The 24,460-nt window shown below is 69.3% G+C and carries 25 protein-coding genes; 10 read left to right on the forward strand and 15 right to left on the reverse strand.

Going from position 1 to position 24,460, the window contains the following annotated elements; all coding sequences use genetic code 11:
- Positions 1-343: 343 nt before the first annotated feature.
- The 4 genes from KO481_RS08955 to sdhC are packed head-to-tail and all read right to left on the reverse strand — an operon-like array spanning position 344 to position 3,748.
- Positions 344-1,111, reverse strand: coding sequence for a succinate dehydrogenase iron-sulfur subunit (locus tag KO481_RS08955; protein ID WP_215916502.1), 768 nt, complete (start codon positions 1,109-1,111; stop codon positions 344-346).
- Positions 1,111-2,892: a succinate dehydrogenase flavoprotein subunit gene (gene sdhA / locus KO481_RS08960; protein ID WP_215916503.1), complete on the reverse strand. Its 1,782-nt coding sequence runs from the start codon at positions 2,890-2,892 to the stop codon at positions 1,111-1,113. Before sdhA ends, KO481_RS08955 begins: the two co-directional genes overlap by 1 nt.
- Before the next feature lie 14 nt (positions 2,893-2,906).
- Positions 2,907-3,338: a succinate dehydrogenase hydrophobic membrane anchor subunit gene (locus tag KO481_RS08965; protein ID WP_215916504.1), complete on the reverse strand. Its 432-nt coding sequence runs from the start codon at positions 3,336-3,338 to the stop codon at positions 2,907-2,909.
- Between the two features lie 5 nt (positions 3,339-3,343).
- Positions 3,344-3,748, reverse strand: a complete 405-nt coding sequence (sdhC, locus tag KO481_RS08970) for a succinate dehydrogenase, cytochrome b556 subunit (RefSeq protein WP_215916505.1) — start codon at positions 3,746-3,748, stop codon at positions 3,344-3,346.
- Positions 3,749-4,081: 333 nt separating this feature from the next.
- Between sdhC and KO481_RS08975 the strand changes: the two genes are divergently transcribed.
- Positions 4,082-4,483, forward strand: coding sequence for a cytidine deaminase (locus KO481_RS08975; RefSeq protein WP_215916506.1), 402 nt, complete (start codon positions 4,082-4,084; stop codon positions 4,481-4,483).
- A gap of 181 nt (positions 4,484-4,664) precedes the next feature.
- Here the strand turns inward: KO481_RS08975 and KO481_RS08980 are convergent, their stop codons facing one another.
- Positions 4,665-4,934, reverse strand: a complete 270-nt coding sequence (locus KO481_RS08980; RefSeq protein WP_215916507.1) for a hypothetical protein — start codon at positions 4,932-4,934, stop codon at positions 4,665-4,667.
- Between the two features lie 190 nt (positions 4,935-5,124).
- On the opposite strand from KO481_RS08980, the gene KO481_RS08985 reads away from it, so the two are divergent.
- Together KO481_RS08985 and KO481_RS08990 are read left to right on the forward strand one after the other, a co-directional pair.
- Entirely contained in the window at positions 5,125-6,408 is a 1,284-nt protein-coding gene (locus KO481_RS08985) for a thymidine phosphorylase (RefSeq protein WP_215916710.1), read from the forward strand.
- Between the two features lie 331 nt (positions 6,409-6,739).
- On the forward strand, positions 6,740-7,837 hold the full coding sequence (locus KO481_RS08990; RefSeq protein WP_215916508.1) for an adenosine deaminase: 1,098 nt from the start codon (positions 6,740-6,742) through the stop codon (positions 7,835-7,837).
- Positions 7,838-8,280: 443 nt separating this feature from the next.
- Here KO481_RS08990 and KO481_RS08995 read toward each other — a convergent pair whose 3' ends face one another.
- Both KO481_RS08995 and KO481_RS09000 read right to left on the reverse strand, forming a co-directional pair.
- Positions 8,281-8,751: a nitroreductase family deazaflavin-dependent oxidoreductase gene (locus KO481_RS08995; RefSeq protein WP_215916509.1), complete on the reverse strand. Its 471-nt coding sequence runs from the start codon at positions 8,749-8,751 to the stop codon at positions 8,281-8,283.
- Between the two features lie 28 nt (positions 8,752-8,779).
- Positions 8,780-9,364, reverse strand: coding sequence for a TetR/AcrR family transcriptional regulator (locus KO481_RS09000; RefSeq protein WP_215916510.1), 585 nt, complete (start codon positions 9,362-9,364; stop codon positions 8,780-8,782).
- 229 nt (positions 9,365-9,593) lie between these two features.
- Here KO481_RS09000 and KO481_RS09005 point away from each other — a divergent pair, with 229 nt between their 5' ends.
- Positions 9,594-10,427 carry a COG4705 family protein gene (locus tag KO481_RS09005; RefSeq protein WP_245400559.1) on the forward strand — a complete coding sequence of 278 codons (834 nt, stop codon included), beginning with the start codon at positions 9,594-9,596 and terminating at the stop codon, positions 10,425-10,427.
- A 54-nt stretch (positions 10,428-10,481) separates the two neighbouring features.
- Here the strand turns inward: KO481_RS09005 and KO481_RS09010 are convergent, their stop codons facing one another.
- From KO481_RS09010 to KO481_RS09030, 5 genes are all read right to left on the reverse strand, one after another.
- Complete coding sequence (locus KO481_RS09010) at positions 10,482-11,732, reverse strand: SatS C-terminal domain-containing protein (RefSeq protein ID WP_215916511.1); 1,251 nt, start codon at positions 11,730-11,732, stop codon at positions 10,482-10,484.
- A gap of 33 nt (positions 11,733-11,765) precedes the next feature.
- Positions 11,766-12,098 carry a YbaB/EbfC family nucleoid-associated protein gene (locus tag KO481_RS09015; RefSeq protein WP_215916512.1) on the reverse strand — a complete coding sequence of 111 codons (333 nt, stop codon included), beginning with the start codon at positions 12,096-12,098 and terminating at the stop codon, positions 11,766-11,768.
- Positions 12,095-12,445 (reverse strand): hypothetical protein, encoded by a 351-nt coding sequence (locus KO481_RS09020; RefSeq protein ID WP_215916513.1) that lies wholly within the window; start codon positions 12,443-12,445, stop codon positions 12,095-12,097. Before KO481_RS09020 ends, KO481_RS09015 begins: the two co-directional genes overlap by 4 nt.
- Positions 12,438-13,556, reverse strand: a complete 1,119-nt coding sequence (locus KO481_RS09025; protein WP_215916514.1) for a bifunctional WXG100 family type VII secretion target/C40 family peptidase — start codon at positions 13,554-13,556, stop codon at positions 12,438-12,440. Before KO481_RS09025 ends, KO481_RS09020 begins: the two co-directional genes overlap by 8 nt.
- Before the next feature lie 67 nt (positions 13,557-13,623).
- On the reverse strand, positions 13,624-13,947 hold the full coding sequence (locus tag KO481_RS09030; RefSeq protein WP_215916712.1) for a DUF2563 family protein: 324 nt from the start codon (positions 13,945-13,947) through the stop codon (positions 13,624-13,626).
- A 145-nt stretch (positions 13,948-14,092) separates the two neighbouring features.
- Between KO481_RS09030 and upp the strand changes: the two genes are divergently transcribed.
- Complete coding sequence (gene upp, locus KO481_RS09035) at positions 14,093-14,716, forward strand: uracil phosphoribosyltransferase (RefSeq protein WP_215916515.1); 624 nt, start codon at positions 14,093-14,095, stop codon at positions 14,714-14,716.
- A 102-nt stretch (positions 14,717-14,818) separates the two neighbouring features.
- Here upp and KO481_RS09040 read toward each other — a convergent pair whose 3' ends face one another.
- Entirely contained in the window at positions 14,819-16,375 is a 1,557-nt protein-coding gene (locus KO481_RS09040; protein ID WP_215916516.1) for a phospho-sugar mutase, read from the reverse strand.
- 136 nt (positions 16,376-16,511) lie between these two features.
- The gene (locus KO481_RS09045; protein ID WP_215916517.1) at positions 16,512-17,291 is read right to left on the reverse strand and encodes a purine-nucleoside phosphorylase; all 780 of its coding nucleotides are present in this window, start codon (positions 17,289-17,291) and stop codon (positions 16,512-16,514) included.
- A gap of 836 nt (positions 17,292-18,127) precedes the next feature.
- On the opposite strand from KO481_RS09045, the gene KO481_RS09050 reads away from it, so the two are divergent.
- From KO481_RS09050 to KO481_RS09065, 4 genes are all read left to right on the forward strand, one after another.
- Complete coding sequence (locus tag KO481_RS09050; RefSeq protein ID WP_308166440.1) at positions 18,128-19,042, forward strand: ribonuclease Z; 915 nt, start codon at positions 18,128-18,130, stop codon at positions 19,040-19,042.
- 14 nt (positions 19,043-19,056) lie between these two features.
- Entirely contained in the window at positions 19,057-19,758 is a 702-nt protein-coding gene (locus KO481_RS09055; protein WP_215916519.1) for an enoyl-CoA hydratase-related protein, read from the forward strand.
- A gap of 133 nt (positions 19,759-19,891) precedes the next feature.
- Positions 19,892-21,067 carry a M20 family metallopeptidase gene (locus KO481_RS09060; protein WP_245400694.1) on the forward strand — a complete coding sequence of 392 codons (1,176 nt, stop codon included), beginning with the start codon at positions 19,892-19,894 and terminating at the stop codon, positions 21,065-21,067.
- An 86-nt stretch (positions 21,068-21,153) separates the two neighbouring features.
- Complete coding sequence (locus tag KO481_RS09065) at positions 21,154-22,296, forward strand: M20 family metallopeptidase (RefSeq protein ID WP_215916713.1); 1,143 nt, start codon at positions 21,154-21,156, stop codon at positions 22,294-22,296.
- Positions 22,297-22,340: 44 nt separating this feature from the next.
- Here the strand turns inward: KO481_RS09065 and KO481_RS09070 are convergent, their stop codons facing one another.
- On the reverse strand, positions 22,341-22,814 hold the full coding sequence (locus tag KO481_RS09070) for a gamma-glutamylcyclotransferase family protein (RefSeq protein WP_215916521.1): 474 nt from the start codon (positions 22,812-22,814) through the stop codon (positions 22,341-22,343).
- 199 nt (positions 22,815-23,013) lie between these two features.
- Between KO481_RS09070 and KO481_RS09075 the strand changes: the two genes are divergently transcribed.
- Positions 23,014-24,417: an NAD(P)H-quinone dehydrogenase gene (locus tag KO481_RS09075; protein ID WP_215916522.1), complete on the forward strand. Its 1,404-nt coding sequence runs from the start codon at positions 23,014-23,016 to the stop codon at positions 24,415-24,417.
- Positions 24,418-24,460: the final 43 nt, after the last annotated feature.

Below are 24,460 nucleotides of genomic sequence, written 5' to 3' on the forward strand. Positions count from 1 at the left end.
GCGTCCGGTTCCGTTGGCGGAGCCTGGGTTCGAGCCTATCTGGACTGCCAACGCCGCGGGAGCGAGGACGAGTTCCCCCGCGGCGGGCGCATGTGACGACCATCATGTGCATGTAGGCATCAATGAATATGGAAGCGGTGTGACGCCTCGTATACGGCCGTTGAATTGAGCGGCGCGATGAGGTCAATTCGTCGATCGGTACCGAGTCCGCTGACCACGACCACCGATCTGCTCGACAAGTCCTCTCGCACGCAGCCGAAGCCGGGGAGTCCAGATGAGTAGTCACGGCGAAGGCCGCCTGCATCGCAATGATGAAGGCGGCCTTCGGGTTTGGCGGACCAGCCTAGCGGGCGAAGAGCAACGCGCGCTTGACTTCCTGGATGGCCTTGGTGACCTCGATGCCGCGGGGGCAGGCGTCGGTGCAGTTGAAGGTGGTGCGGCAGCGCCAGACGCCCTCGACGTCGTTGAGGATGTCCAGGCGTTCCCGGGCGCCCTCGTCGCGGCTGTCGAAGATGAAGCGGTGCGCGTTCACGATCGCGGCCGGGCCGAAGTAGCTGCCGTCGCTCCAGTACACCGGGCACGAGGTGGTGCAGCAGGCGCACAGGATGCACTTGGTGGTGTCGTCGAAACGGTGGCGGTCGGTCTGGGACTGGATGCGCTCGCGGGTGGGCTCGTTACCCGAGGTGATCAGGTACGGCTTGACCGCGCGGAAGGCGTCGAAGAACGGCTCCATGTTGACCACGAGATCCTTTTCCACGGGCAGGCCGCGGATCGGTTCGACGGTCATGGTGAGGGTCTTGCCGCTCTTGGGCAGCATGTCCCGCATCAGCACCTTGCACGCCAGCCGGTTCACACCGTTGATGCGCATGGCATCCGAACCGCAGACGCCGTGGGCGCAGGAGCGGCGGAAGGTGAGCGTGCCGTCCAGGTAGGACTTGATGTAGATGAGCACGTTCAGGAAGCGGTCGGTGGGCAGCACCGGCACCTGGAACGAATCCCAGTACGCGCCCTGCCCGTTCTCCGGGTTGAACCGGGCCACCTTGACGGTGACCATGACCGACCCGTCCGGAACGGGGGCCGGCTTCTGTGGAGTCTCGGCGACAGCAGTCATCAGTACTTACGCTCCATCGGCTCGTAGCGGGTCTGCACGACCGGCTTGAAATCGAGGCGGATGTCGGCGATCAGCTTCGCCGGCTCACCGGGCTCGACCTCCTTGTACGCCATGGTGTGGCGCATGAAGTTGGTGTCGTCGCGGTTGGGGTAGTCCTCGCGGGCGTGGCCGCCGCGCGACTCCTTGCGGTTCAGCGCGCCGACCACGGTGACCTCGGCCAGCTCGAGCAGGAAGCCGAGCTCGACGGCCTCGAGCAGGTCGCTGTTGTAGCGCTTGCCTTTGTCCTGGACCGTGATCCGCTCGTAGCGCTCCTTGAACCCGTGGATGTCGGTGAGCACCTTCTTCAGCGTGTCCTCGGTGCGGAACACACCGGCGTTGGCGTCCATGGTCGCCTGCAGCTCGCCGCGGATGTCCGCGACGCGCTCGTTGCCGTGCTCGGACAGCAGGTTGGCCAGCCAGTTCTGCACCATCGTCGCGGGGTTCTCCGGCAGCGCCACAAAATCGTGGCGCTGGGCGTACTCGGCGGCGGCAATGCCCGCGCGGCGGCCGAACACGTTGATGTCCAGCAGCGAGTTGGTGCCCAGGCGGTTCGATCCGTGCACCGAGACACAGGCGCACTCGCCGGCGGCGTAGAGGCCAGGCACCACGTCGGTGTTGTTGCGCAGCACCTCGCCACGGATGCGGGTCGGGATGCCGCCCATCACGTAGTGGCAGGTCGGCATGACCGGCACCGGCTCCTTGACCGGGTCGACGCCCAGATAGGTGCGGGAGAACTCGGTGATGTCGGGCAGCTTCTCCTCGAGCACGTCCTCACCGAGGTGGGTCACGTCGATGAAGACGTAGTCCTTGTTCGGACCGCCACCGCGGCCCTCGGCCACCTCGAGCACCATCGACCGGGCGACGATGTCGCGCGGGGCGAGGTCCTTGATGGTGGGGGCGTAGCGCTCCATGAACCGCTCGCCCGAGGCGTTGCGCAGGATGCCGCCCTCGCCACGGACCGCCTCGGAGATGAGGATGCCAAGACCGGCCAGGCCCGTCGGATGGAACTGGTGGAACTCCATGTCCTCCAGGGGAAGACCCTTGCGGAACACGATCGCCATGCCGTCGCCGGTCAGCGTGTGCGCGTTGGAGGTGGTCTTGTACATCCGGCCCGAACCGCCGGTGGCGAAGATGATCGCCTTGCCGTGGAACACGTGCAGCTTGCCGGTGGCCAGCTCGTAGGCGACGACGCCGGTCGCGACCGGGCCGCGGTCGGTGTCGGTGAGCAGCAGGTCCAGCACGTAGAACTCGTTGTAGAACTCCACGTCGTGCTTGACGCAGTTCTGGTAGAGCGTCTGCAGGATCATGTGACCGGTGCGGTCGGCGGCGTAGCACGCGCGGCGCACCGGCGCCTTGCCGTGGTCGCGAGTGTGACCGCCGAAGCGGCGCTGGTCGATCCGGCCCTCGGGGGTCCGGTTGAACGGCAGGCCCATCTTCTCCAGGTCGAGCACGGCGTCGATGGCCTCCTTGGCCATGATCTCCGCGGCGTCCTGGTCGACCAGGTAGTCGCCACCCTTGACGGTGTCGAAGGTGTGCCACTCCCAGTTGTCTTCCTCCACGTTCGCCAGCGCGGCGCACATGCCGCCCTGGGCCGCGCCGGTGTGGCTGCGGGTGGGGTAGAGCTTGGTCAGGACCGCCGTGCGCACCCGGGGGCCGGCCTCGATAGCCGCGCGCATACCGGCACCACCGGCACCGACGATCACCACGTCGTAGCGGTGCTCCTCAATCGGGTTTTCAGTCATCGCTGGTGGCGTTCCTAACTGATGTTGGGGTCGAAGGTGAAGATTACGTAGGTGCCCACGCCCATGATCAGGATCATCGACACGGCCAGCAGGGTCTTGAGCCAGAAGCGGGTGGCGTCCTTGCGGGCGTAGTCGTCGATGACCGTGCGCAGGCCGTTGCCGCCGTGCAGCTGGGCCAGCCACAACATGGCCAGGTCCCAGAGCTGCCAGAACGGGCTGGACCAGCGTCCGGCCACGAAGGCGAAGTTCACGCGCTTCACGCCGCCGTCGAGCATCAGCATGATCGTCATGTGGCCGAGCACGAGCACGACCAGCAGCAGGCCGGAGAAGCGCATGAACAGCCACGCGTACTTCTCGAAGTTGTTGCCCTTGGCGCGCCGCGGGGCGCGGGGGGAGTCCAGGCTGGCGGGGCGGTCGTAGGACTTGCCCAGAACAGGTGCAGTCATTGGCGTCACAGCTCCGTCGTGATCATGTAGAAGAGCTCACGGCCCACGCCCGCGCCGGCCACGATGACCCAGACCGCGAGCACGATCCAGAGCATCAGCCGCTGGTACTTGGGACCCTTGGACCAGAAGTCGACCAGGATGACCCGGATGCCGTTGAGCGCGTGGAACAGCACGCACACGACCAGGCCCATCTCCATCAGGGCGACGATCGGGTTCTTGTACGTCTCGATCGCCCGGTTGTAGGTGTCGGGGCTGACCCGCACCAGCGCGGTGTCGAGCACGTGGACGAAGAGGAAGAAGAAGATCGTGACACCGGTGATCCGGTGCATCGCCCAGGACCACATACCCGGGTCGCCGCGGTACAGGGTCTTCCGCTTCGGCTGAGCCGGAGCTTCCAGCGTGGTGGTCATAGAGTGCGGTGCCTCCAACGTCGTTGATGGACAGGCCGGCGAGCCGGCAAGTCGTGATCCGGCGCAGATTCGGCGCGCGGACACAGAGCCGATTGGATGGAAAACACCAGCTCGTGTCCGGAGCCGACACCCCAGAGGCGGTGGCCGTCTGTGCAACGCCAAACCTGAACCGATCTGCCGAGAACTGTAATCCCCGGAGATTCGCGGAACTAATTCGGCGTGCCGTGCGTTGCGGCGAAATTCACTGAGTTAGGTTTGCCTTGCCTGACGTTCGAATGTGGCTGCGGTACCGTTCTTTCGGCCCGGTGCGGCCCATTCGGACGGAGGTCTCATATGTCGGAAATTGACTGGAATATGTTGCGCCACAATGCGTTCGATGTTATGCAGAATGCCTATGCACCCTATTCGCGGTTTCCGGTCGGGGCCGCCGCGAGCACCCTCGACGGACGAATTGTGCGCGGGTGCAATGTGGAGAATGTCTCATACGGTCTGGGGCTGTGTGCCGAGTGTGTACTGGTCGGTAACCTCTGCGCGTCCGGCGGGGGCCGGTTGCTGGCGGTAGCTGTGTGCGACTCGCGTGGGGCGATCCTGATGCCGTGCGGGCGGTGTCGCCAGCTGCTCTACGAGCACGGAGGCGGCGATCTGCTCGTCGATCACGCGAGCGGTCCGATGCCGCTGAGTAGTTTGCTGCCGTTTGCCTTCGGGCCGGATGATCTTGCGGCGGGGCAGAAATGATGTGAGGTTTCGCACGCCTCGGAGCGTGCGGCCCAACTCTGGGGCGCCCGTCGCGGCGGCCGCGGCGCCGCCGCACGAGCTATCTGAGGCTGAAGGCGTTGTCCGGCAATGGATTACGATCCCGATCCGTCGCGGACTCTGAGATGTCTCCCCCGAACGAGGCGTCGATTTCGTCCTTGCTTCACGCCTCGTCCTCGAAAGATTGGTCGATCTCGGCATCGTCGGCAGGGGTGATCTCCTCGAACGGGATCGGCGGTATGCCGAGATGCTTCATGATCAGGGTGAGGCTTCGGCCCACGGAGTTCGCATGGGAGACGAGCCGGCGATTGTCGATCTTGAGCCCGCGAACGTCTCGTGTGAGCGCGTATATCGAGTTGCCGTGGCTCTCCTCGATATCGGTGACCCGGTGCTCCAGCTTCGCCACCCGGACATCCAGTCCCACGTGCGTCATAACGTCCCCCTAGCTCTCGATCGGTTGGTGGCCGCGACAGTACACGCGGAAATCGACCCCTTCCGCATGTCGCCCGAAATTTCTCGCAGACGCACCCTTTACCACCAATGTACAGGCGTTTCTTGGCGATACGCGCCGGGGATCCGTGCGCCGGGCGAGGTTCTCTGGGAGGCTGGCGGCCATGGTGAGCGTGCATTCGGCGGTGTCGGTGATCACGACCAAGCGGGACGGCGGCGAGCTGTCCGACGAGCAGATCGACTGGGTCCTGGATGGGTTCACCCGCGGCGAGGTGGCCGACGAGCAGATGTCGGCCCTGGCCATGGCCGTCCTGCTGCGCGGCATGACCCGGCGCGAGCTCTCCCGCTGGACGCGGGCGATGATCGAGTCCGGCAGGCGCATGGACTTCACCGATCTGCCGCGGCCCACCGTGGACAAGCACTCCACCGGCGGCGTCGGGGACAAGATCACCCTGCCGCTGGCGCCGCTGGTCGCCGCCTGCGGCGCCGCCGTGCCGCAGCTGTCCGGTCGCGGCCTGGGCCATACCGGCGGCACCCTGGACAAGCTCGAGTCGATACCCGGCTGGCGGGCCGAGGTGCCGGTGTCGCGGATGCGTGCCATGCTCGCGGATCCGAAGATCGGTGCGGTCGTCTGTGCCGCCGGGGCCGATCTGGCACCGGCCGACAAGCGCCTGTATGCCCTGCGCGATGTCACCGGCACCGTCGAGTCGATTCCGCTGATCGCCAGCTCGATCATGAGCAAGAAGATCGCCGAGGGCACCGCGGCGCTGGTGCTGGATGTCAAGGTGGGTTCCGGTGCCTTCATGAAGTCCCTGGAATCGGCCCGCGAACTGGCCACGGCCATGGTCGAATTGGGCGCGGACGCCGGCGTGCGCACGGTCGCGCTGCTGACCGCCATGGACACCCCGCTCGGCCGCGCCGCGGGCAATGCCCTCGAGGTCGCCGAATCGGTCGAGGTGCTGGCCGGCGGCGGGCCCGCCGATGTGGTCGAGCTCACCGTGGCGCTGGCGCGGGAGATGCTGTCCCAGGCCGGAATTCACGACGCGGACCCCGCGGCCGCCCTGGCCGGCGGCCGGGCGATGGACCACTGGCGCGCGATGATCCTGGCCCAGGGCGGCGATCCGCTCGCGCCACTGTCGGTCGCGGCGCACACCGAGGTTGTGACCGCGGCCGAGACCGGCACCCTGGCCCGGCTGGATGCGATGGGTGTGGGTCTGGCCGCCTGGCGCCTGGGCGCCGGGCGGGCCCGTCAGGGGGAACCGGTGCAGTTCGGTGCGGGGGTCGAAATGCATGCCAAGCCGGGCGATTCCGTTGTCGCCGGTCAGCCGCTGCTCACCCTGCACACCGACACCCCCGAGGCATTCGAGCCGGCGCTCGAGGCCCTGCGGGATGCCTACGAGATCGGCTCCACCCCACCTGCGCCGACTCCGCTCGTGCTGGACCGCGTCGCGCCCTGACACGGGGCGCATCCATCGGCGGCAGCCGAGAGTACTGGTCACCAGCACCGTCGCCTACACCACCGGCACGACCGAACCACTCCTCCGCGGCCCGGTGCTCGACGCCATCGCCGCCGAGCTCGACTGCGGATCCCGAACCGAATCCGATGGGACCGGCGGCGTTCATCACCCTGCCCAGCAGTCGGGTATTCGGCTCGGGATCGGGTGGCCGGGCTCGGCATCCGATCCGTACGCGACACGCGGGCGACCGGCAGGTGTCGACATGCCAGCTATCGAATGGATACACCGAAGGTTTCCTGCGGAACGCCGCGGATGCGGCTAGCGTCGATACATGACTGGACCGATGCCTATAACCCTTGCCTCGATCCGCCAGGCCCCCAAGGCCGTGCTGCACGACCATCTCGACGGGGGGCTACGGCCCGCGACGGTCCTCGAGCTGGCCGCGCAATGCGGATACGACCAGCTGCCGGCCCACGACACCGTCTCGCTGGGGCACTGGTTCCGCGATGCCGCCGACAGCGGATCGCTCGAGCGATATCTGGAAACCTTCGCGCACACCGTCGCGGTGATGCAGACCCCCGAGGGGCTGCGGCGGGTGGCGAGCGAGTGCGCACAGGACCTCGCGGCCGACGGCGTGGTGTACGCCGAGGTGCGTTTCGCCCCCGAACAGCACCTCGAGCGCGGCCTCACCCTCGACGAGGTGGTCGAACACACCCTGGCCGGCTTCCGCGAGGGTGAACAGCTGGCCGCCGCGGCGGGGACGCCCATCCGGATGGTGTGCCTGCTGACCGCGATGCGGCACGCGGCGCGCTCGCTGGAGATCGCGGAGCTGACCGTGCGGTGGCGCGAGCGCGGTGTCGGCGGATTCGACATCGCGGGTGCGGAGGCGGGATATCCCCCCAGCCGTCACCTGGACGCCTTCGAATACCTGCGGGCCAACTGCGCGCACTTCACCATTCACGCGGGCGAGGCGTTCGGCCTGCCGTCGATTCACGAGGCGGTCGCGTTCTGCGGCTGCGAACGGCTCGGGCACGGGGTGCGGATCACCGACGACATCTCGGAGGCCGACGCCGGTTCCGAGGCGCGCCTGGGCCTGGTCGCGAATTACGTTCGCGACCAGCGGATTCCGCTGGAGCTGTGCCCGTCCTCGAACGTGCAGACCGGCGCGGTGCCCTCGCTGGACAAGCATCCCTTCGATCTGCTTGCCCGCCTGCGTTTCCGGGTCACGGTCAATACCGACAACCGGCTGATGAGCGATACCAGCATGAGTCAGGAGATGCTCAAGCTGGTGGAGACGTTCGGCTACGGCTGGAGCGATCTCGAGCGCTTCACGATCAACGCCATGAAGTCGGCGTTCATCCCGTTCCCGGACCGATTGCGCATCATCGACGAGGTGATCAAGCCCGGTTACGCGGTCCTGCTCGGCTGAGCCGGGGCGGTTCCCGATGTCCCGTTCCCGGCGCTGGAGTCGGGAACGGCGCTGGGACAACGGATCTCGTGTCATCGCCGACGCACGAGCCGCGCCCGGACAGCACCGGCCCGGCGACACGGGCGCCGGCATGTTCGGGCTGGTGGCGTTCGTGCGCGCCGGTCGCGCAGCGGATCGCACGCGCGCTGAAGCCTGGGTAGCACGTGTGGGGGCGCTTGGGCCCTGCGGGTGTCGAGGGGTGGGTGGACGCAGAGGCGCGGATCCCGGGGTGCTGCAGAGGACCCTGGGGCTCGGAATGGCTTACTCGCGGGCGCGGCTGGCCGTGTGGATCTGGTGAGCTGCGGGCTGTGTCGGCATCGTCAGGCGGTGCGCCCGCGGTACCGGGAGGGCGTCGCCGGTGAGTGGGTGGAATGCGCTGCACCCCCGTGCGCACTCCGGGCCGATCAACGTGCCGTCGTGCGCACGCGGACCATGGGGAGGGCGTCGACGGGTGCTCCGGTGGCGTGTTCGATGGTGGCGCGGAGGTTCTTCCACGCGCGCGGATGACGCTGGATGTAGTGGTCGAGGGCGGTAGCGGCGTCCCGTTCGGTCATGGGTGTCGCGGTGGCGGGTACCGCGCGGTGCAGGCCGGCCCAGAGCCGGACTAGTGGCTGGGCCTGGATATTCCGGTACCACTGCGAGTTCTCGCCGAAGCCGGACACGATGACGTATTCGTCCAGCCCGGGATGGTCGACGACCTCGAGCACCACGTATCGGCGGGCGCCGCTGCGGCGGCCGATGTGCTCGATCATGAGCATGCGGGTGCCGAAGAGGAACCCGAGCCCGGCACGGTAGAGGCCGATCGGGGCGCGGACCACCGCGCGGGTCCGCAGGGCGCGTGCGCCGAACGCGGCGGCGGAATCGGTCAGAGTCATCTGATTGTCCTTTCCGGATCGTGATCGCTCACTGTGGTGTCCCGCCGTCATCGGAAAACCCGGTCAGCCGGCGCAGCGGGCCGTCGACGCCGAGTTCGCTCAGCCGGGGATCGATGAGCCGATGCAGGACCAGCCCGTCCAGCGCCGCAACCAGCACGGCCGCGGTCGCGTCCGGGTCGGCCGCCGTGCCCGCGTCGCGCAGCCAGGAGGCCACCGCGGCCCGGAAGTCGTCCAGCACCTCCCGCAGGCCCCGCCGCAGGCGCTCGTATCGTGTTGCGGCCAAAAGCATTTCGCTGAACACGCGGGTATCGGTGGTCGCATCGGCGTAGGCGCCGACGGTGGCAAGTAGAAACTCCAGCCCCGCCGCCCCCTGCTCGGCCAGTGCCTCCCCCAGCACGCCCTCGCCCAACTTCCGGGCCATCCCCAGCGAGGCGTCGATGAGCAGGTCGTTGACCGAGCTGAAGTGGTAGTGCACCAGCCCGGGGCGCAGCCCGGCGCGTTCGGCCACCAACCGGGTGGTCACCGCACTCCAGCCGCGCTCGGCGATCAACTCCAGCGCCGCGTCCATGAGTCGGGCGCGCGTCTCACGGCCCTGCTCTGCGGAAGTCGCCATACGAACCCGCTTCGATCGGAGAATCCCCTTGGGCAAGCGCCTTGGGCATCTGTCCAAGGCTACACCGAATCGGGCCCTACGCAACAGTTGTCAATGGCATGAATCACGACGGAATCTCAGCGTGCTCTCAGCGCCGGCCGGGAACACTGTCGATGTCCTGTGCCCGGATTCGGGGCCGTGCCGGTAGCCGGTATCCGTATCCGTCCTTCACTACCGCAAAGGTTGCTCGTTGAATTCCGCATCCGGCAGTCCGAATTCGCCCTCTTCCGCGCTGACCCGAATCGGCGCGCTGCGTGTTCCCGAAGTCGCCGCCGCGTTCTGGATCATCAAGGGATTGTCCACGGCGATGGGCGAATCCACCTCCGACTTCCTGGTCACCACCATCGACCCGCAGATCGCGGTCGTGCTCGGCTTCGTGGCCTTCCTCGCGGCGCTGATCCTGCAGCTGCGTCTGGGCCGCTACAACGCGTGGGCGTACTGGCTCGCGGTGGTCATGGTCGGCGTCTTCGGCACTATGGCCGCCGACGTGATGCACGTCGTGCTCGGCGTCCCATACCCCGTTTCCACCCTGTTCTACGCGGTGGTCCTGGTGGCGGTGTTCTTCCTCTGGTATCGCACCGAGCGCACCCTGTCGATCCACGAGGTGAACACCACCCGGCGCGAACTGTTCTACTGGGCCGCGGTCATGGCCACCTTCGCCATGGGCACCGCGCTCGGCGACTTCACCGCCTACACACTGCATTGGGGATACGCGGCCTCCGCGGCGGTCTTCGCGGCCGGCATCCTCGTCCCCGCCGCCGGCTACCGCTGGCTCGGCTGGAATCCGATCCTGTGCTTCTGGGGCGCCTACGTCATCACCCGGCCGCTGGGGGCCTCGGTCGCCGACTGGCTCGGCAAGCCGGCCGACACCAGCGGCCTGGGCCTCGGCGACGGTCCCGTCGTCGCGGTGCTCGGCCTGGCGATTCTCGCGCTGGTCGCCTACCTCGCCGTCACCAAATCCGATGTGCAGCGGCCCGGCGCCGACGATGCGCCGGATCGTGCGGACACCGCGCTGCGCCGGTGATCCGATCCGGCCGCCGCGTCCGGGGTGATCCGGTGCGGCGACCGGGTGCGGTTGCTACCCCTTCTGCAGGCGGGTCTCGAAATTTTGCTCGAGGGTGCGCCAGGCCTCGGCCTCGGCCGCGAACGGTGGGCTGGGCGCCAGCCGACTCGGGTCCGGCTCGAGCAGATAGGAGACGTACCAGCCGAGCGGGGTGGACTTGGCCAGCGCCTGCTCGACGGTGTCGTCGTCGGCGTAATCGGCGGCGTCGGTGAACAGTTCGAAGGCCAGATCCAGCTGGTCGATGTCGACCGCCTTCGGGCCCTGGGCCAGGTCGTCGGCCAGGCCCGGCAGCACGTAGACGTTCTCGTCGGAGACCTCGATCTCGAGCGAGCCGTCCATCGCCGCGGTGTGTACCTCGTCGTAGGTGCTCACGGCGGCGAGATCGTGATCGTGGTCGTCGGCCAGGTAGCGCGCCAGGGCGCGCTCGGAGGAGAACACGGTGATCGTGCCGCCACTGCCCAGGAATACCGGCTCGTCGTCGAGATAACAACGCAGCGTGTAGAACTCGCCCTCGGAGGTGACGATGCGGATCGGGTCGATGCCGACGCCGTGCCAGAACGTCTCGTCCTCGGCGTCTTCCTCGTCGTCCTCGTCGAGGTCGACCTGTTCGATCTCGTCGTCGTCATCGGTCTCCGCCGCGTCCTCGGCATCGACGATGTTCTCTTCCGCCGCAAGCAGTTCGGCCTCCGCGAGGGCGACCGCGTCGGCATCGACGGCCGGGGACTTCACGACCGAATCGATCGCGTCGACGACCTTGTCCCAGTCCTTGACGATGGCCGCCCCGATCTGGCTCCACAGCTCCTGGCCCTCGCGCCCGTAGAAGGCGCTGACCCCCGCGGGCAGCGCACCCAGCACGGGGTGCGAGCCGAAGAACTTGGTCACCACCTCGAGCTCGCACACCTCGCCGATGGTGCGGGCCATGTCGAGCGTCTCCTCGAGCTCGCCGACCGAGTCCGGATCCGGATCGCCCGCCGCCAACTCCGGCACCCCGACCAGATCGAAGATGTGCTCTTCCTCCGGCTCCAGTTCGGCCGCGGACAACCCGGCCACGACCTTCCATGCCGGATGGTCGACGAGGTCGTTGTCGTCGTTGGTCCGGATGAAGGCGGCCAGCTCCGCGACGGAGTCGAAGCCGTACAGCGCGTCCTCGTGCCCGAGGAATGCCTCCCACTCGTCGTCACCGTCGCGCCAGCGCGGTGCCCACAGGGTGACGAGATCGCCATCGGTCAGGCCGAGCTCGATCGGGACGATGTCTCCAGAAGCCATGACCGTGAGCCTATCGAGCCGCCGCGTGCGGCACTATTCGGCCCGCCCCCCAACAGTTCCAGGCTCCGCGCCAGTGAAGGTGGAATTCAGGTTCGACACCACCTCCGAACGCTGTGCACCCGCGTCCTGGGCCGCCTGGGTGCAGGCCCAGATGATGGCCTGGCTCACCTCGGCGGGCGTGCGCGAGGTGATCGACTCGGCCAGCCGCAGCCCGACCAGGGCGCCGTTGCTGTCGACCTCGACGCTCACCTGGCCGTCCTCGGTGGTGAACCGCCCGCGTACCTGCCCGAGCCCGTACAGCGCCGCCTCGAGCGCCTCGAGCTTGTCGGTCGCCGCCGCGACCAGGGCGTCCATTTCTGCGCTCATACTGGCCTCATCCAGCTAGTGGGTCCGGTGTCCTCGTCGTCCATGCGGTCCAGTTCGTCCACCGCGGCCTGGCGGGTGGGCAGGCCGAGCTTGTCCAGGATCTCGACCGGCATCCCGGATTCGGCCAGCACCTCGCGCCGACGGGCCTTGGCCACGATCGCCGAGCGCTTGGTCAGGCGCAGGATCTCCGCGGCCAGGGCCTGTGCGCCGTAGCGATACTCGCTGCGCTCGAACTTGATCTCGACCGGCATGCCCTGGTCGGTGGCCCGCACGCTGATGGTGCCCGAGCGGTTCGTGCTGGCGGCAACCGTGACGTTCGGTATCTGCTGCTGCTTGGGATCAGTCATGGGTGGGCCTGTAGAAGCCGTGGAAGTTCATATCCATGTTGGTAGTCCTTATCGGATCTATCTGGACCGGATCGCCGGCCTCGATCATCTTTCCGTTGCCGACGACCATCGCGACGTGGCCGTCCCAGATGGCCAGATCGCCGGGCTCCACATCGCCCGCGTTGATCTTCGTCGCGCCCTGGCTCTGATCGCACGCCAGGCGCGGCAGATCGACCCCGGCCTGGCCGTAGGCGTATTTCGTCAGCCCGCTGCAATCCAGCCCCTGGCCCGGGGTGTTGCCGCCCCAGACGTAGGGCGTGCCGAGGCACTTGATCGCCGACTTGACCGCCGTGGCGGCCTTCTGGTTGGGCGCCTCGACCTGGGTGCCGTCGGGCAGGGTGATCATGACGCCGCCGTGCTTACCGGGCTTGTCGCTGGTATTCGAGGCCGCTGCCACCTGGGTCGCCGACTTCGAGCCGTTGCTCGCCAGCGAGGTGAGGGCCGAGCCGCCGCTGGAGGCGACCCCGCTCAACAGCGAGGAGGCCGTGTCGACGCCGCTGCCGAGCTGGGAGACCAGCGAGGCGGTATTCACCGGGGTGCCGACCGTGGACGGGGTCGACGGTGCGGGGGTGAGCTGGGTCATCGCGGAAGTGTGCGTATCCAGATCCGAGCGCACCTGCCCGACCACGCCGACCGCCTGGCCGAAGTGGTCGATCGCGGTGCCGACCACCGTCGTCAGACCCATCGGGGTGGTGGCGGCGGGACCGAGCACGTTCACCTGGTGCACGAAGTCCTTCAGGATGCCGGCCAGCTTCTGCTGCCCGGTCTGCACCGTGGAGGCGGCCTGGGTGACCACGTCGGCCATGCTGTTGCCGCGATCGGAGATAGTGGCCGTGGACGTCTGCACCTGCATCGCCTTGTCCATGGCGGCATCGCCGGCACCGCCGTTCCAGGCGTTGGTCATCTGGTTGATGCCGGAACTGCCGGCCTTGTGGATGCCGTCCATCGTGTTGGAGGTCTGCCGCAGCGCATCGGACGGGCCGCCATTCGGCAGCACCCCGGTACCGAAGCTGGCCACCAGATCGACCAGCGGCTTCGCCAGCGCGTCGAGATCAATCCCCATCACGCTCATGCCTCCACCTCGCTGGCGCTCGGCTCCGGCATGAGCGTGATCACGGCTGCGTCTATCGGTCGCTCGCTCATGCCTGCAGCCTCTCCTGCGCCTTCTGCATCGCCGCGACGCGATCGGCATCGGATTCGGAGTAGCTGACCGCGGCGCCCGCGGCGGCGGTGCCGAGCGTGCCCATGACGGCGGACAGCTGGCTGATCGAGGCGACGTGCCCGGCATGGGCGGCGGAATATGCGGTGACGAAATCGCCGCCGACGAGGCCGAAGATGGGGCCCAGCAGCACCGGGTCCGCGGCGACCGCGGCGGCCGCTGCGGAAGCGAGCTCTCCGGCCAGGCCGCCGGCCGTCGCGCTGTAGGCGCCGACGCCCTCGGTGTCGACCGAGATCTTGGTCATCACTTCCCCCATCGTGCTCGTCTGCTGGCAGATTACGTCATCCGAGTACTTTGACGCAGGCACCGCGAGTACGGTTCCACCCCTCGGACGAGAAAATCATCCGCGGGTGCGGATTACGAACCCCTACAGACCTTATCGTTCCCTCATGCGAACGCACATCGTAGACCATCCGCTCGCCGCCGCCCTGCTGACGACCATGCGCGACGCGCGCACGCCCAACCCGGCGTTCCGCGGCGCCCTGCGCGATCTCACCGGAATCCTGATCTACGAGGCACTGCGGGAGGCGCCGCTGGCGACGTTCGAGGTCACCACGCCGGTCGCGATCACCCAGGGCGCGCGGCTGGCGCACCCGCCGCTGCTGGTGCCGGTGCTGCGGGCCGGGCTGGGCATGGTGGACGCGGCCAGCGAGCTGATCCCCGAATCGCGCGTGGGATTCGTCGGCATCGCCCGCGACGAGCAGACCCACCAGCCGGTCCCGTACATGGAGTCGCTGCCCGAAAGCCTCGCCGGGCTACCGGTTTTCGTGCTGGACCCGATGCTGGCCACGGGCGGCTCGATGCGGCACACGCTGGAGCTGCTGGCCGCGCGCGAGGCCACCGACATCACCGCGGTCTGTGTCGTCGCCGCGCCCGAGGGAGTGGCCGCGCTGGAACGGTCGGGGCTGCCGGTGCGCCTGGTTACCGCGGCCGTGGATGCCGGACTGAATGCGGACGCCTACATCGTCCCGGGTCTGGGGGACGCGGGCGATCGCCAGTTCGGGCCGCGCTGAGCGTTCCCGCCCCGAGGTGTCCGGTCCGGATGGACAGGCGGGCCGCCACGTGGCGATACGGGCTGCGTCCCGCAGCCGTGCGTCGGGAGGCACAGCGGCAGCTCAGAGGTTCTCGAAATACTTGCGGAGCTCCGATAAGCGCTGTGCGGCAATTCGTTTCGCCTCGGACAGCGCCTCCCGTGACGAAACCTGTTCCACCACTTCCAGATAGCACTTGAGCTTCGGCTCGGTGCCCGAGGGGCGGACCACGATCCGCTGTGCGGCCCCCTCGAAGATCAGTGCGTCCGTGCGCATCGCGCCGCGCACCTGCCCCATATCGGTGCAGGTGACCGGCTCACCGGCGATGCTCTCCGGCGGGGTCTGTCGCAGCCGCGCGACCACGGCCGCGGCGGCGGCCTGATCCGCCAGCCGCAGCGCGACCTGATCGCCCGCGTGCAGGCCGAATTCGAGGGCATAGTCGTCGAGCAGGTCCAGCGGGCCCCGGCCCTGCGCGCGCAGCCGGGCGACGAGCTCGGCGGCCGCGACGGCCGCGGAGATGCCGTCCTTGTCCCGCACCGCGGCCGGGTCGACGCAGTGGCCGATCGCCTCCTCGTACGCGTACACGAGCCCATCGCCCGCTCGCGCAAGCCATTTGAAGCCGGTGAGGGTTTCCGCGTAGCGGGCGCCGCGCGCCGGGGCCAGCTTGCTCAGCAGCCGCGACGAGACGATCGTCGTGGCCGCCAGCGCGTTCGCGGGCGCGCCGCGCAGCACGAAATCGCCCAGCAGCGTGCCGGTCTCGTCGCCGCGCAGCATCCGCCAGCCATGCGGGCCGCGCACGCCCAGCGCGCACCGGTCGGCATCGGGGTCCAGCGCGATCGCCAGGTCGGCCCCGGTCCGCTCGGCCAGCGCCAGCAGCAGATCCGACGCCCCGGGTTCCTCCGGATTCGGGAACGCGACCGTCGGAAAGTCCGGATCCGGCGCGAACTGCTCGCTCACCACGTGCACGTCCCCGAATCCGGCCGCGGCCAGCGCCGCCACGGCGAGCTCGCCGCCGACACCGTGCATCGCGGTGAGCGCGATCCTGAGATCGTTGCGCCGCACGGTCGCCTCCCGACCGCCCAGACGCTCGGGAAGCGAGGCGACGCGGGCGAGGTACCGGCGCACGATCTCCTCGCCGAGATCGTCCACGGAGGCATCGGCGGGCAGCGCGAGCGCGCTCGGAGCGGGCGCGGTGGGCAGGGGATCGGCGCGCGGAATCGGTTCGCGCACAGCCTCGATGCACTTCTCGATCTCGGCGTCGGCGGGCGGGATCAGCTGCGATCCGCCGTCGAGGTACACCTTGTATCCGTTATCGGTGGCGGGATTGTGCGAGGCGGTGATCTGCACCCCGGCCACCGCGCCCAGCTCGCGCACGGCGAACGCGACGACGGGTGTCGGCAGCGGGCGCGGCAGCGGCAGCACCGAGAATCCGGCCGCGGCAAGCACTTCCGCCGCGGCGTCGGCGAAATCCACCGAGCCGTGCCGGGCGTCGCGCCCGACGATCACCAGCCCCCCGCCCAGGCAACGTCCCCGCAGCCATTCGGCCAGCCCCGCGGTCGCCCGCGACACCGTCTCCACGTTCATCCCGTCCGGACCGTCCCGCAGCGGACCCCGCAGACCGGCTGTCCCGAATCGCAGCATCGGTATCTCCCTTCGACGAGAACAGCTTCCGGTGGTCGCATCCCAGCCGGAGATCCGCACCCGCGGAGTTCCGACGTCTCGCTCCGATGAGAACGCGGCCGGTCCGGACGACCTGGCGAACCGGACGCGCGTCGCGTCAGATGCGTTCCAGCACACCGCGCAGCAGCTTGCCCAGCCGCGGTGCGGCCGCGTGTCCCTCGGCGAGTACCTCCGCGTGCGAGAGGTGGGCGCCGGTGACCCCGGCGGCCAGGTTCGTGACCAGCGAGATGCCCAGCACCCGGGCGCCCAGGGCGCGGCAGGCGATCGCCTCGAGGACCGTGGACATGCCGACCAGATCTGCCCCCATGACGCCGAGCATGCGGATCTCGGCGGGCGTCTCGTACTGCGGTCCGGTCAGGCCCGCGTAGACGCCCTCGGTCAGCGCCGGGTCGACTTCCCGCGCGAGCGCGCGCAGTTCGGGATCCCACGCGTCGACCAGGTCGACGAAGGTCGCGCCGGTGAGCGGGGTGCGCCCGGTCAGATTGATGTGATCGCCGATCAGCACCGGCTCACCGACGCGCAGGCCGGGACGGATCCCTCCGGCCGCGTTGGTCAGCACCACGGTGTCCGCGCCGGCCGCGACGGCGGTGCGCACTCCATGCACCACCTGCGCCGGCTCATGACCCTCGTAGAGATGCTGACGGCCCATCATCAGCAATACGGGCGAATCGTCCACCGGCACCGAGTGCACAGTGCCCAGATGCCCCTGGGCGGTCGGCGTGTCGAAGCCCGGCAGCTCGGCCATCGGCACCGTCGCCACCGGATTGCCGATCTCGGCGGCCGCCTCCTGCCAGCCCGAGCCGAGCACCACCGCGATCCGGTGGCGTGCAACTCCCGTACGTTCGGCGATCGCCGCGGCGGCCTGTTCGGCAAGCATGCGGCCAACGATAGTGCGCCCGCGCCCGTCCCGCGCGCCCGGCCGACCCCGTGCACGGCTTACGACACGGCCGGCCTAGCGCCTGTGCACGGCTTACGACACGGCCCGGCCGAGCGTCCGTGCCGGGCCTGCGACACGCTCCGGCCGAGCACCCTCGCCCGGCCTACGACATGGGCCAGGCCGAGCACCCACGCCCGGCCTGCGGCATGGGCCAGGCCGAGCACCCGTGCCCGACCTGCGACTCTGCCCGGCTTGCGGCCGGGCCCGGCCGAGCGCCCGTGCCCGGCTTGCGGCACGGCCCGCCCGGCCGCGTGTCCGGCCTCCGACGCCGCCCGGCCGTGTGTCCGGCCTGCGACGCCGCCCGGCCGTGTGTCCGGCCTGCGACGCCGCCCGGCCGTGTGTCCGGCCTGCGACGCCGCCCGGCCGCGTGTCCGGCCTGCGACGCCGCCCGGCCGCGTGTCCGGCCTGTGGCACGGCCCGGCCGCGCGCCCGTGCCCGGCCTGCGACATAGCCCCGCCGCGCGCCCGTGCCCGGCCTGCGACATAGCCCCGCCGCGCGCCCGTGCCCGCCTGCGACACCGCGCGGCCGAGCGCCCGTGCGGTGTCGCAGGCCGGTTCGCGTCGCCCCGGCCTGGTACCGTCGCGCTGGCCCGGATGGACCGCGGGCGAAAGCACTACCGGAATGCGGGGGAGAACAATGAGATCGACACCCGCGCTACGGTGCACGGAGCGCGTCGTCCGGGCAGGGATGTCCGGCTCGGTCCGCATCGTGCGGGCGCTCCACCCCGGCGCGCGCCCGGCCGCCCGGCGTCGATCGGTCGCGCGCGGGAGCGACAGGTGAATGCGGCGCGAGAGCTCGTCGTGCTGGGAACGGCGAGCCAGGTGCCCACCCGCGAGCGCAACCACAACGGCTATCTGCTGCGCTGGGATTCGGAGGGGGTGCTGTTCGATCCCGGTGAGGGCACCCAGCGGCAGATGTCTTTCGCGGGCGTCGCCGCCAATTCCGTCACCCGGATCTGCCTGACCCACTTCCACGGCGATCACTGTCTCGGCCTGCCCGGGGTGCTCGCCAGGCTGAATCTGGATCAGGTCGCGCACCCGGTCGACGTGTGCTTCCCGGAGTCGGGCCGCGAGTTCTACCTTCGCCTTCGCGACGTGGTGCCGTGGTTTCCGGGCCTGCGGGAGGGGCCGGTCGCGGCCCCGGGCCCGATTCCGCTGCCCGGCATGCCGTTCGAGCTCGAGGCGGTGCGGCTCGATCACCGCATCGATACCTTCGGCTACCGGATCGTCGAACCGGACGGCCGCCGGATGCTGCCGCGCAGGCTCGCCGAATTCGGCATCGCCGGCCCGGATATCGGCCGCCTGCAACGCGAGGGCGCGCTGGTCGCTGGAGGCCGGACCATCACCCTCGACGACGTCTCCACCGTGCGCCGCGGCCAGCGCTTCGCCTTCGTGATGGATACCCGCATGTGCGGCGGCGTAGAGGAATTGGCGCAGGACGCGGACATGCTGGTGATCGAGGCGACCTTCCTGGACCGCGATGCCGGGCTGGCCCGGGACTACGGCCACCTCACCGCGGCCGAGGCCGCCCGGGCGGCGCAGGCCGCGGGCGTGCGCACCCTGGTGCTGACGCACTTCTCCCAGCGCTACGCCGACCTGGAGGGACACCGGCTCGAGGCCGCGAAATACTTCGACGGAGAGCTGGTGATCGCGCGGGATCTGATGCGCGTCCCGGTACCGACCCGTCGGTAACTTATCCTCGGGCTATGCCGCATTTGGAACGTGACGGGGACGTATTCGTCCTCTACCTCGGCAACGAGGGTCAGACCGACACCGAGAACCGCTTCCACCCCGACTGGATCGACACCTTCCACGCCCTGCTGGACGAGGCCGAGGCCAGCCAGGGCCCGGCCGCGCTGGTAACCGTCTCGACGGGCAAGTTCTACAGCAACGGCCTGGACACCGACTGGCTGTTCGGCAACTTCGACAGGAACTGCTGGTACCTGGACCGGGTGCACAGCATGTACAGCCGCCTGCTGACCTTCCCCATGGCGACCGTCGCCGCGGTGAACGGCCACGCCTTCGGGGCGGGTGCCATGCTGGCCACCTCGCACGACTTCCGGGTCATGCGCGCGGACCGCGGCTACTGGTGCCTGCCGGAGGTGCATCTGGGCATGCCCTTCACGGTCGCGATGAACGCGCTGGTCACCGAGCGCCTGACGAATCAGGTGGCGGTCGAGGCGATGACCACCGGCCGCCGCTACGCCGCGAACGACGCGATCGCCGCCGGCATCGTCGACGCGAAGGCGGACGCGGACGCGTTGCTGGGCACCGCGGTGGAGCGGGCCGCCGCGCTGGCGGCCAACCGCAAGCCGAACCTGCCGGTCATCAAGCGCGCCCTGCACGGCCGGGCGCTGGCGGGCCTGGCGGTGGAGACAACGCCGGAGAATCTCGCGTTCGCCCCCTGATCGCCCGCCGCCCTTCTCACCGTTTCCGGTGGTTGGTGCCAGACTAGGTGCCATGTCCAGCAACGGCGACGACCGACAGCCGGATCTCGCGGGTCCGCCGACAGGGGAGTCCGTCCGGGCGGCGGCCCCGGCGCTGACCGCCGCCGCCGACGCGGGAATCACCGCGGCCGCCGCGGAACTGATCGATCTGTCGCACTCGATTCACGCCGAGCCCGAACTCGCCTTCGCCGAGACCCGCAGCGCCGCCAAGGCCCTGGCGCCGCTGCGGGCGCGCGGCTTCGCGATCGAGGCGGGCATCGCGGGTCTGGACACCGCGTTCGTGGCGACCTACGGCAGCGGTGAGCTCGTGGTGGGAATCTGCGCCGAATACGACGCGTTGCCAGAGATAGGCCACGCCTGCGGGCACAACATCATCGCCGCCGCGGCGGTGGGCGCCGGACTGGGCCTAGCCGAGGTGGCCGATGCGTGCGGGATCACGGTGAAGGTGTTCGGCACACCAGCCGAGGAGAGCGGCGGAGGCAAGGTGCTCATGCTCGAGCGCGGCGTATTCGACGGGGTTGGGATGGCGATGATGGTCCATCCCGGCCCGTTCGACATCGTCGGCGCCCGCTCGCTGGCGCTGGCCGATCTGTCCATCACCTACCGCGGCCGCGCGGCGCACGCCAGCGCCGCCCCCGAGCAGGGCCGTAACGCGGGCGATGCGGTCACCGTCGCGCAGGTTGCCCTAGGATTGCTGCGTCAGCATCTCGCTCCCGGACAGCAGCTGCACGGTATAGTCAACTCCGGCGGCGTAGCCCCCAATATCGTGCCCGACCACGCGGAACTGCTGTATTACCTACGGGCAGCCGACTCCGCATCCCTCGGCGATCTGATGCAACGCGCATCGGCTTGTTTCGAGGCTGGAGCACTGGCGACCGGCACCACCCACGACATCCGGACGCTTGCGCCCACGTATACCGAGCTCACGCCGGATTCGGCGGTACTGTCTGCCTACCGGGAGCAAATCCAGGGCATCGGGCGAGTGCCGCTGTCCCCGGAGCTGGAGGCGGTTCGGCCGCTGGGCAGCACCGATATGGGTAACGTCACCAATGCCATTCCGGGCATCCACCCGGTTATCGGCATCGATGCCGCGGGAGCGGTCACTCATCAGCCGGAATTCGCCGCGGCATGCATTACCGCGTCGGCGGATCTGGCGGTGATCGACGGCGCGACGGCATTGGCTCGTACCGCAATACAGATCGCGGGCGATCAATTACAGAGGGAACGGTTGTTGGAACGCAGCGTTCAGCGACAGGAGGAATTTCGGTGAGTGCACAGGGCCGGGTCCCGGCGTCTTCCACGGAGGACGCCGCGGGTGAGCCGTCGCCGGAGGCGGCGGATACCGGGCGTAAGGCTGTGGAGGCGTGGCTTCGCGAGAATTCGGACGACCTCATCAGCTGGCGGCGCCACCTGCACGCCAACCCCGAGCTGTCCCGCATCGAGTTCGCGACGACGGAATTCGTCGAGACCTGGCTGGTCAAGGCCGGGCTGCAACCGCGCAAGCTCCCCACCGGCACCGGCCTGATCTGTGACATCGGTCCCGAGGGCCCGCGCATCGGGCTGCGCGCGGACATGGACGCGCTGCCGCTGCAGGAGTTCACCGGCCTCGAGTTCGCCTCGAACGTCCCGGGCGTGGCACACGCCTGCGGGCACGACGCGCACACCGCCGTGCTGCTCGGCACGGCCTCCGCGCTGGCGCAGGTGCCTGATCTGCCGGTCGGCGTGCGGCTGGTGTTCCAGCACGCCGAGGAGGTCATGCCCGGCGGCGCCATCGACATGGTCGCCGCGGGCGCGATGGAGGACGTGTCGCGGATGTTCGCGCTGCACTGCGACCCGCGGCTCGAGGTCGGCCGGGTCGGCGTGCGGGTGGGCGCCATCACCTCGGCCGCCGATACCGTGGAGCTGGTGCTGGATTCGCCGGGCGGGCACACCTCGCGCCCGCATCTGACCAGCGATCTGGTGTACGCCATCGGCACCGTCATCACCGGTCTGCCCGGCCTGCTGACCCGCCGGATCGATCCGCGCACCGGCACCGTCATGGTGTGGGGTGCGGTGTCGGCGGGCAAGGCGCCCAACGCGATTCCGCAGACCGGGATGCTCACCGGCACGATCCGCACCGGCGACCATGCCACCTGGTCGATGCTGGAGCCGCTGGTGCGCGAGATCGTCGAGGGTCTGCTCGCGCCGACCGGCGTGCGGTATCAGCTCAACTACAAGCGCGGCGTGCCCCCGGTGGTCAACGACGAGCACGCCACCCGCATGTTCGAGGATGCGATCCGGCTCCTGGGCCCCGACGCGCTGGCCGACACCCCGCAGTCCGGCGGCGGCGAGGACTTCTCCTGGTACCTGGAAGAGGTGCCGGGCGCGATGGCGCGCCTGGGCGTGTGGCCGGGCCGGGGCGATCAGCTCGACCTGCACCAGCCGACCTTCGACATCGACGAGCGCGCCCTCGCGACGGGCGTGCGCGTCATGACGAACCTGGTCCTGAACGCGCGCTAGTCCGAGTGTCAGGCGGCCGCATCCCTGGAGGTGCGGCCGCCGTTCTATCCCGCGCCAGGTCCGACGTTGCGGGAGTTGCGGGTACGCAGGGCGTGCACGTATTCGGCTGGGGCTCCGGCCTTTTCGGCGGCGTCGGCGATGACGCCGATGTACCGGGCCGAGGGCAGCCCGCCCTCGTAGGCGTCCAGCACGTACAGCCAGGCCAGCACCGGCTGGGTACCGGTACCCGAACCCGGGGTCACGCGCAGCCGGATCTTCTTGTGGATGCCGAAATCCGAGCCCTCCCAGCGGTCCAGGCTCACCTCGTCCTCGTCGGGCACGTCATACAGCACGACGAACACCCGGGCTCCGGGATCCTCGACCACCGTCGCCAGCGGTCCCTCCCAGCCGATGTCGTCTCCGGCGAAGGTCAGGCGCCAGCCTTCCAACCAACCGGTTCCATACACGGGGGAGTGCGGACAGCGCTTGAGCATCTGCTCCGGATCCATATTGGATCCGTAGGCGGCGTATATCGGCACCAGGCAAGAGTATCGAATGACCGCGCGGACTCACCCCCATCCCGCCCATTAGATGCGCAACACTCGGCGGAATGCCGCTTCACCGCCCGCGCGCGCCCTGGACAATCGGGTCCGACGCGATTCATCACGGCAATCCGGCACCGTTAGGCTTTGCCAGTACCGGAGATCCCGGTTCGACTGCATGACAGCGGAGGTATCCATGACCCGCATCGCAATCATCGGCGGCGGCCCGGCCGGGTACGAGGCCGCGCTGGTGGCCGCCCAGCACGGCGCGTCGGTCACCGTGATCGACAGCGACGGTGTCGGCGGTGCGTGCGTGCTGTGGGACTGTGTGCCGTCCAAGACCTTCATCGCCTCCACGGGTGTGCGCACCGACCTGCGCCGGGCCCGGGATCTGGGCATCACCCTGCATCAGGCCCAGGCGCAGGTGCGGCTGTCCGAGGTCAACTCCCGGGTGAAGGCGCTGGCGCATGCGCAGTCCTCCGATATCCGGTCCAAGCTGCAGGCCGCGGGTGTGGACATCCTCAACGGCACCGGTGAGCTGATCGACCAGATCCCCGGCCTGGCCACACATCTGGTGCGGGCCAAGCTGCACGACGGCGGCGAGCGGGTGCTCGAGGCCGAGGTGGTGCTGATCGCGACCGGCGCGAGCCCGCGCGTGTTGCCCGGCTCCGAGCCCGACGGTGAGCGCATTCTGAACTGGCGTCAGCTCTACGACCTCGAGAAGCTCCCGGAATCCCTGGTGGTCGTCGGTTCTGGCGTCACCGGCGCGGAATTCGTCTCCGCCTATACCGAGCTGGGCGTGAAGGTCAAGGTGCTCTCCAGCCGCGATCGCATCATGCCGAGCGAGGACGCCGACGCCGCGCTGGTGCTCGAGGATGCCCTCGCCGAGCGCGGTGTGGAACTGGTCAAGAAGGCGCGCGCGGACAAGGTGGAGCGCACCGCCGATGGCATCGTGGTCAAGCTGTCCGACGGACGCACGGTCACCGCCTCGCACGCCCTGATCACGGTCGGCGCCACGCCCAACACTCAGAACCTGGGCCTGGAGCGGGTCGGCATCGAACTGGACAAGGGCGGCTACCTGCGCGTGGACCGCGTCTCGCGCACCGCGGTGTCGGGCGTGTACGCCGCGGGCGACTGCACGGGCCTGCTGCCGCTGGCCTCGGTGGCGGCGATGCAGGGCCGCATCGCGATGTACCACGCACTCGGCGAGGGCGTGCAGCCCATCCGGCTCAAGACGGTGGCCTCGGCGGTGTTCACCCGTCCGGAGATCGCCACGGTCGGGGTGAGCCAGACCGCGATCGACGCCGGCGAGGTGCCCGCGCGCACGGTGATGCTGCCGCTGAACACCAATCCGCGCGCGAAGATGTCGGGGCTGCGTCGCGGCTTCGTGAAGATCTTCTGCCGCCCGGCCACCGGCGTGGTGATCGGCGGCGTCGTGGTCGCACCCATCGCCTCGGAGCTGATCCTGCCCATCGCGATGGCGGTGCAGAACAACCTGACCGTCAACGATCTCGCCCAGACCTTCTCGGTGTACCCGTCGCTGTCCGGTTCGATCACCGAGGCCGCGCGTCAGCTGATGCGGCACGACGACCTCGGGTAGCGGTGTGCGCCGAGGGGTGGAGCGTCACCACGCGGGCCCTCGG

Origin of the sequence: Nocardia albiluteola (genome assembly GCF_018860155.1) — a bacterium.
Classification (GTDB): Bacteria; Actinomycetota; Actinomycetes; order Mycobacteriales; family Mycobacteriaceae; genus Nocardia; species Nocardia albiluteola.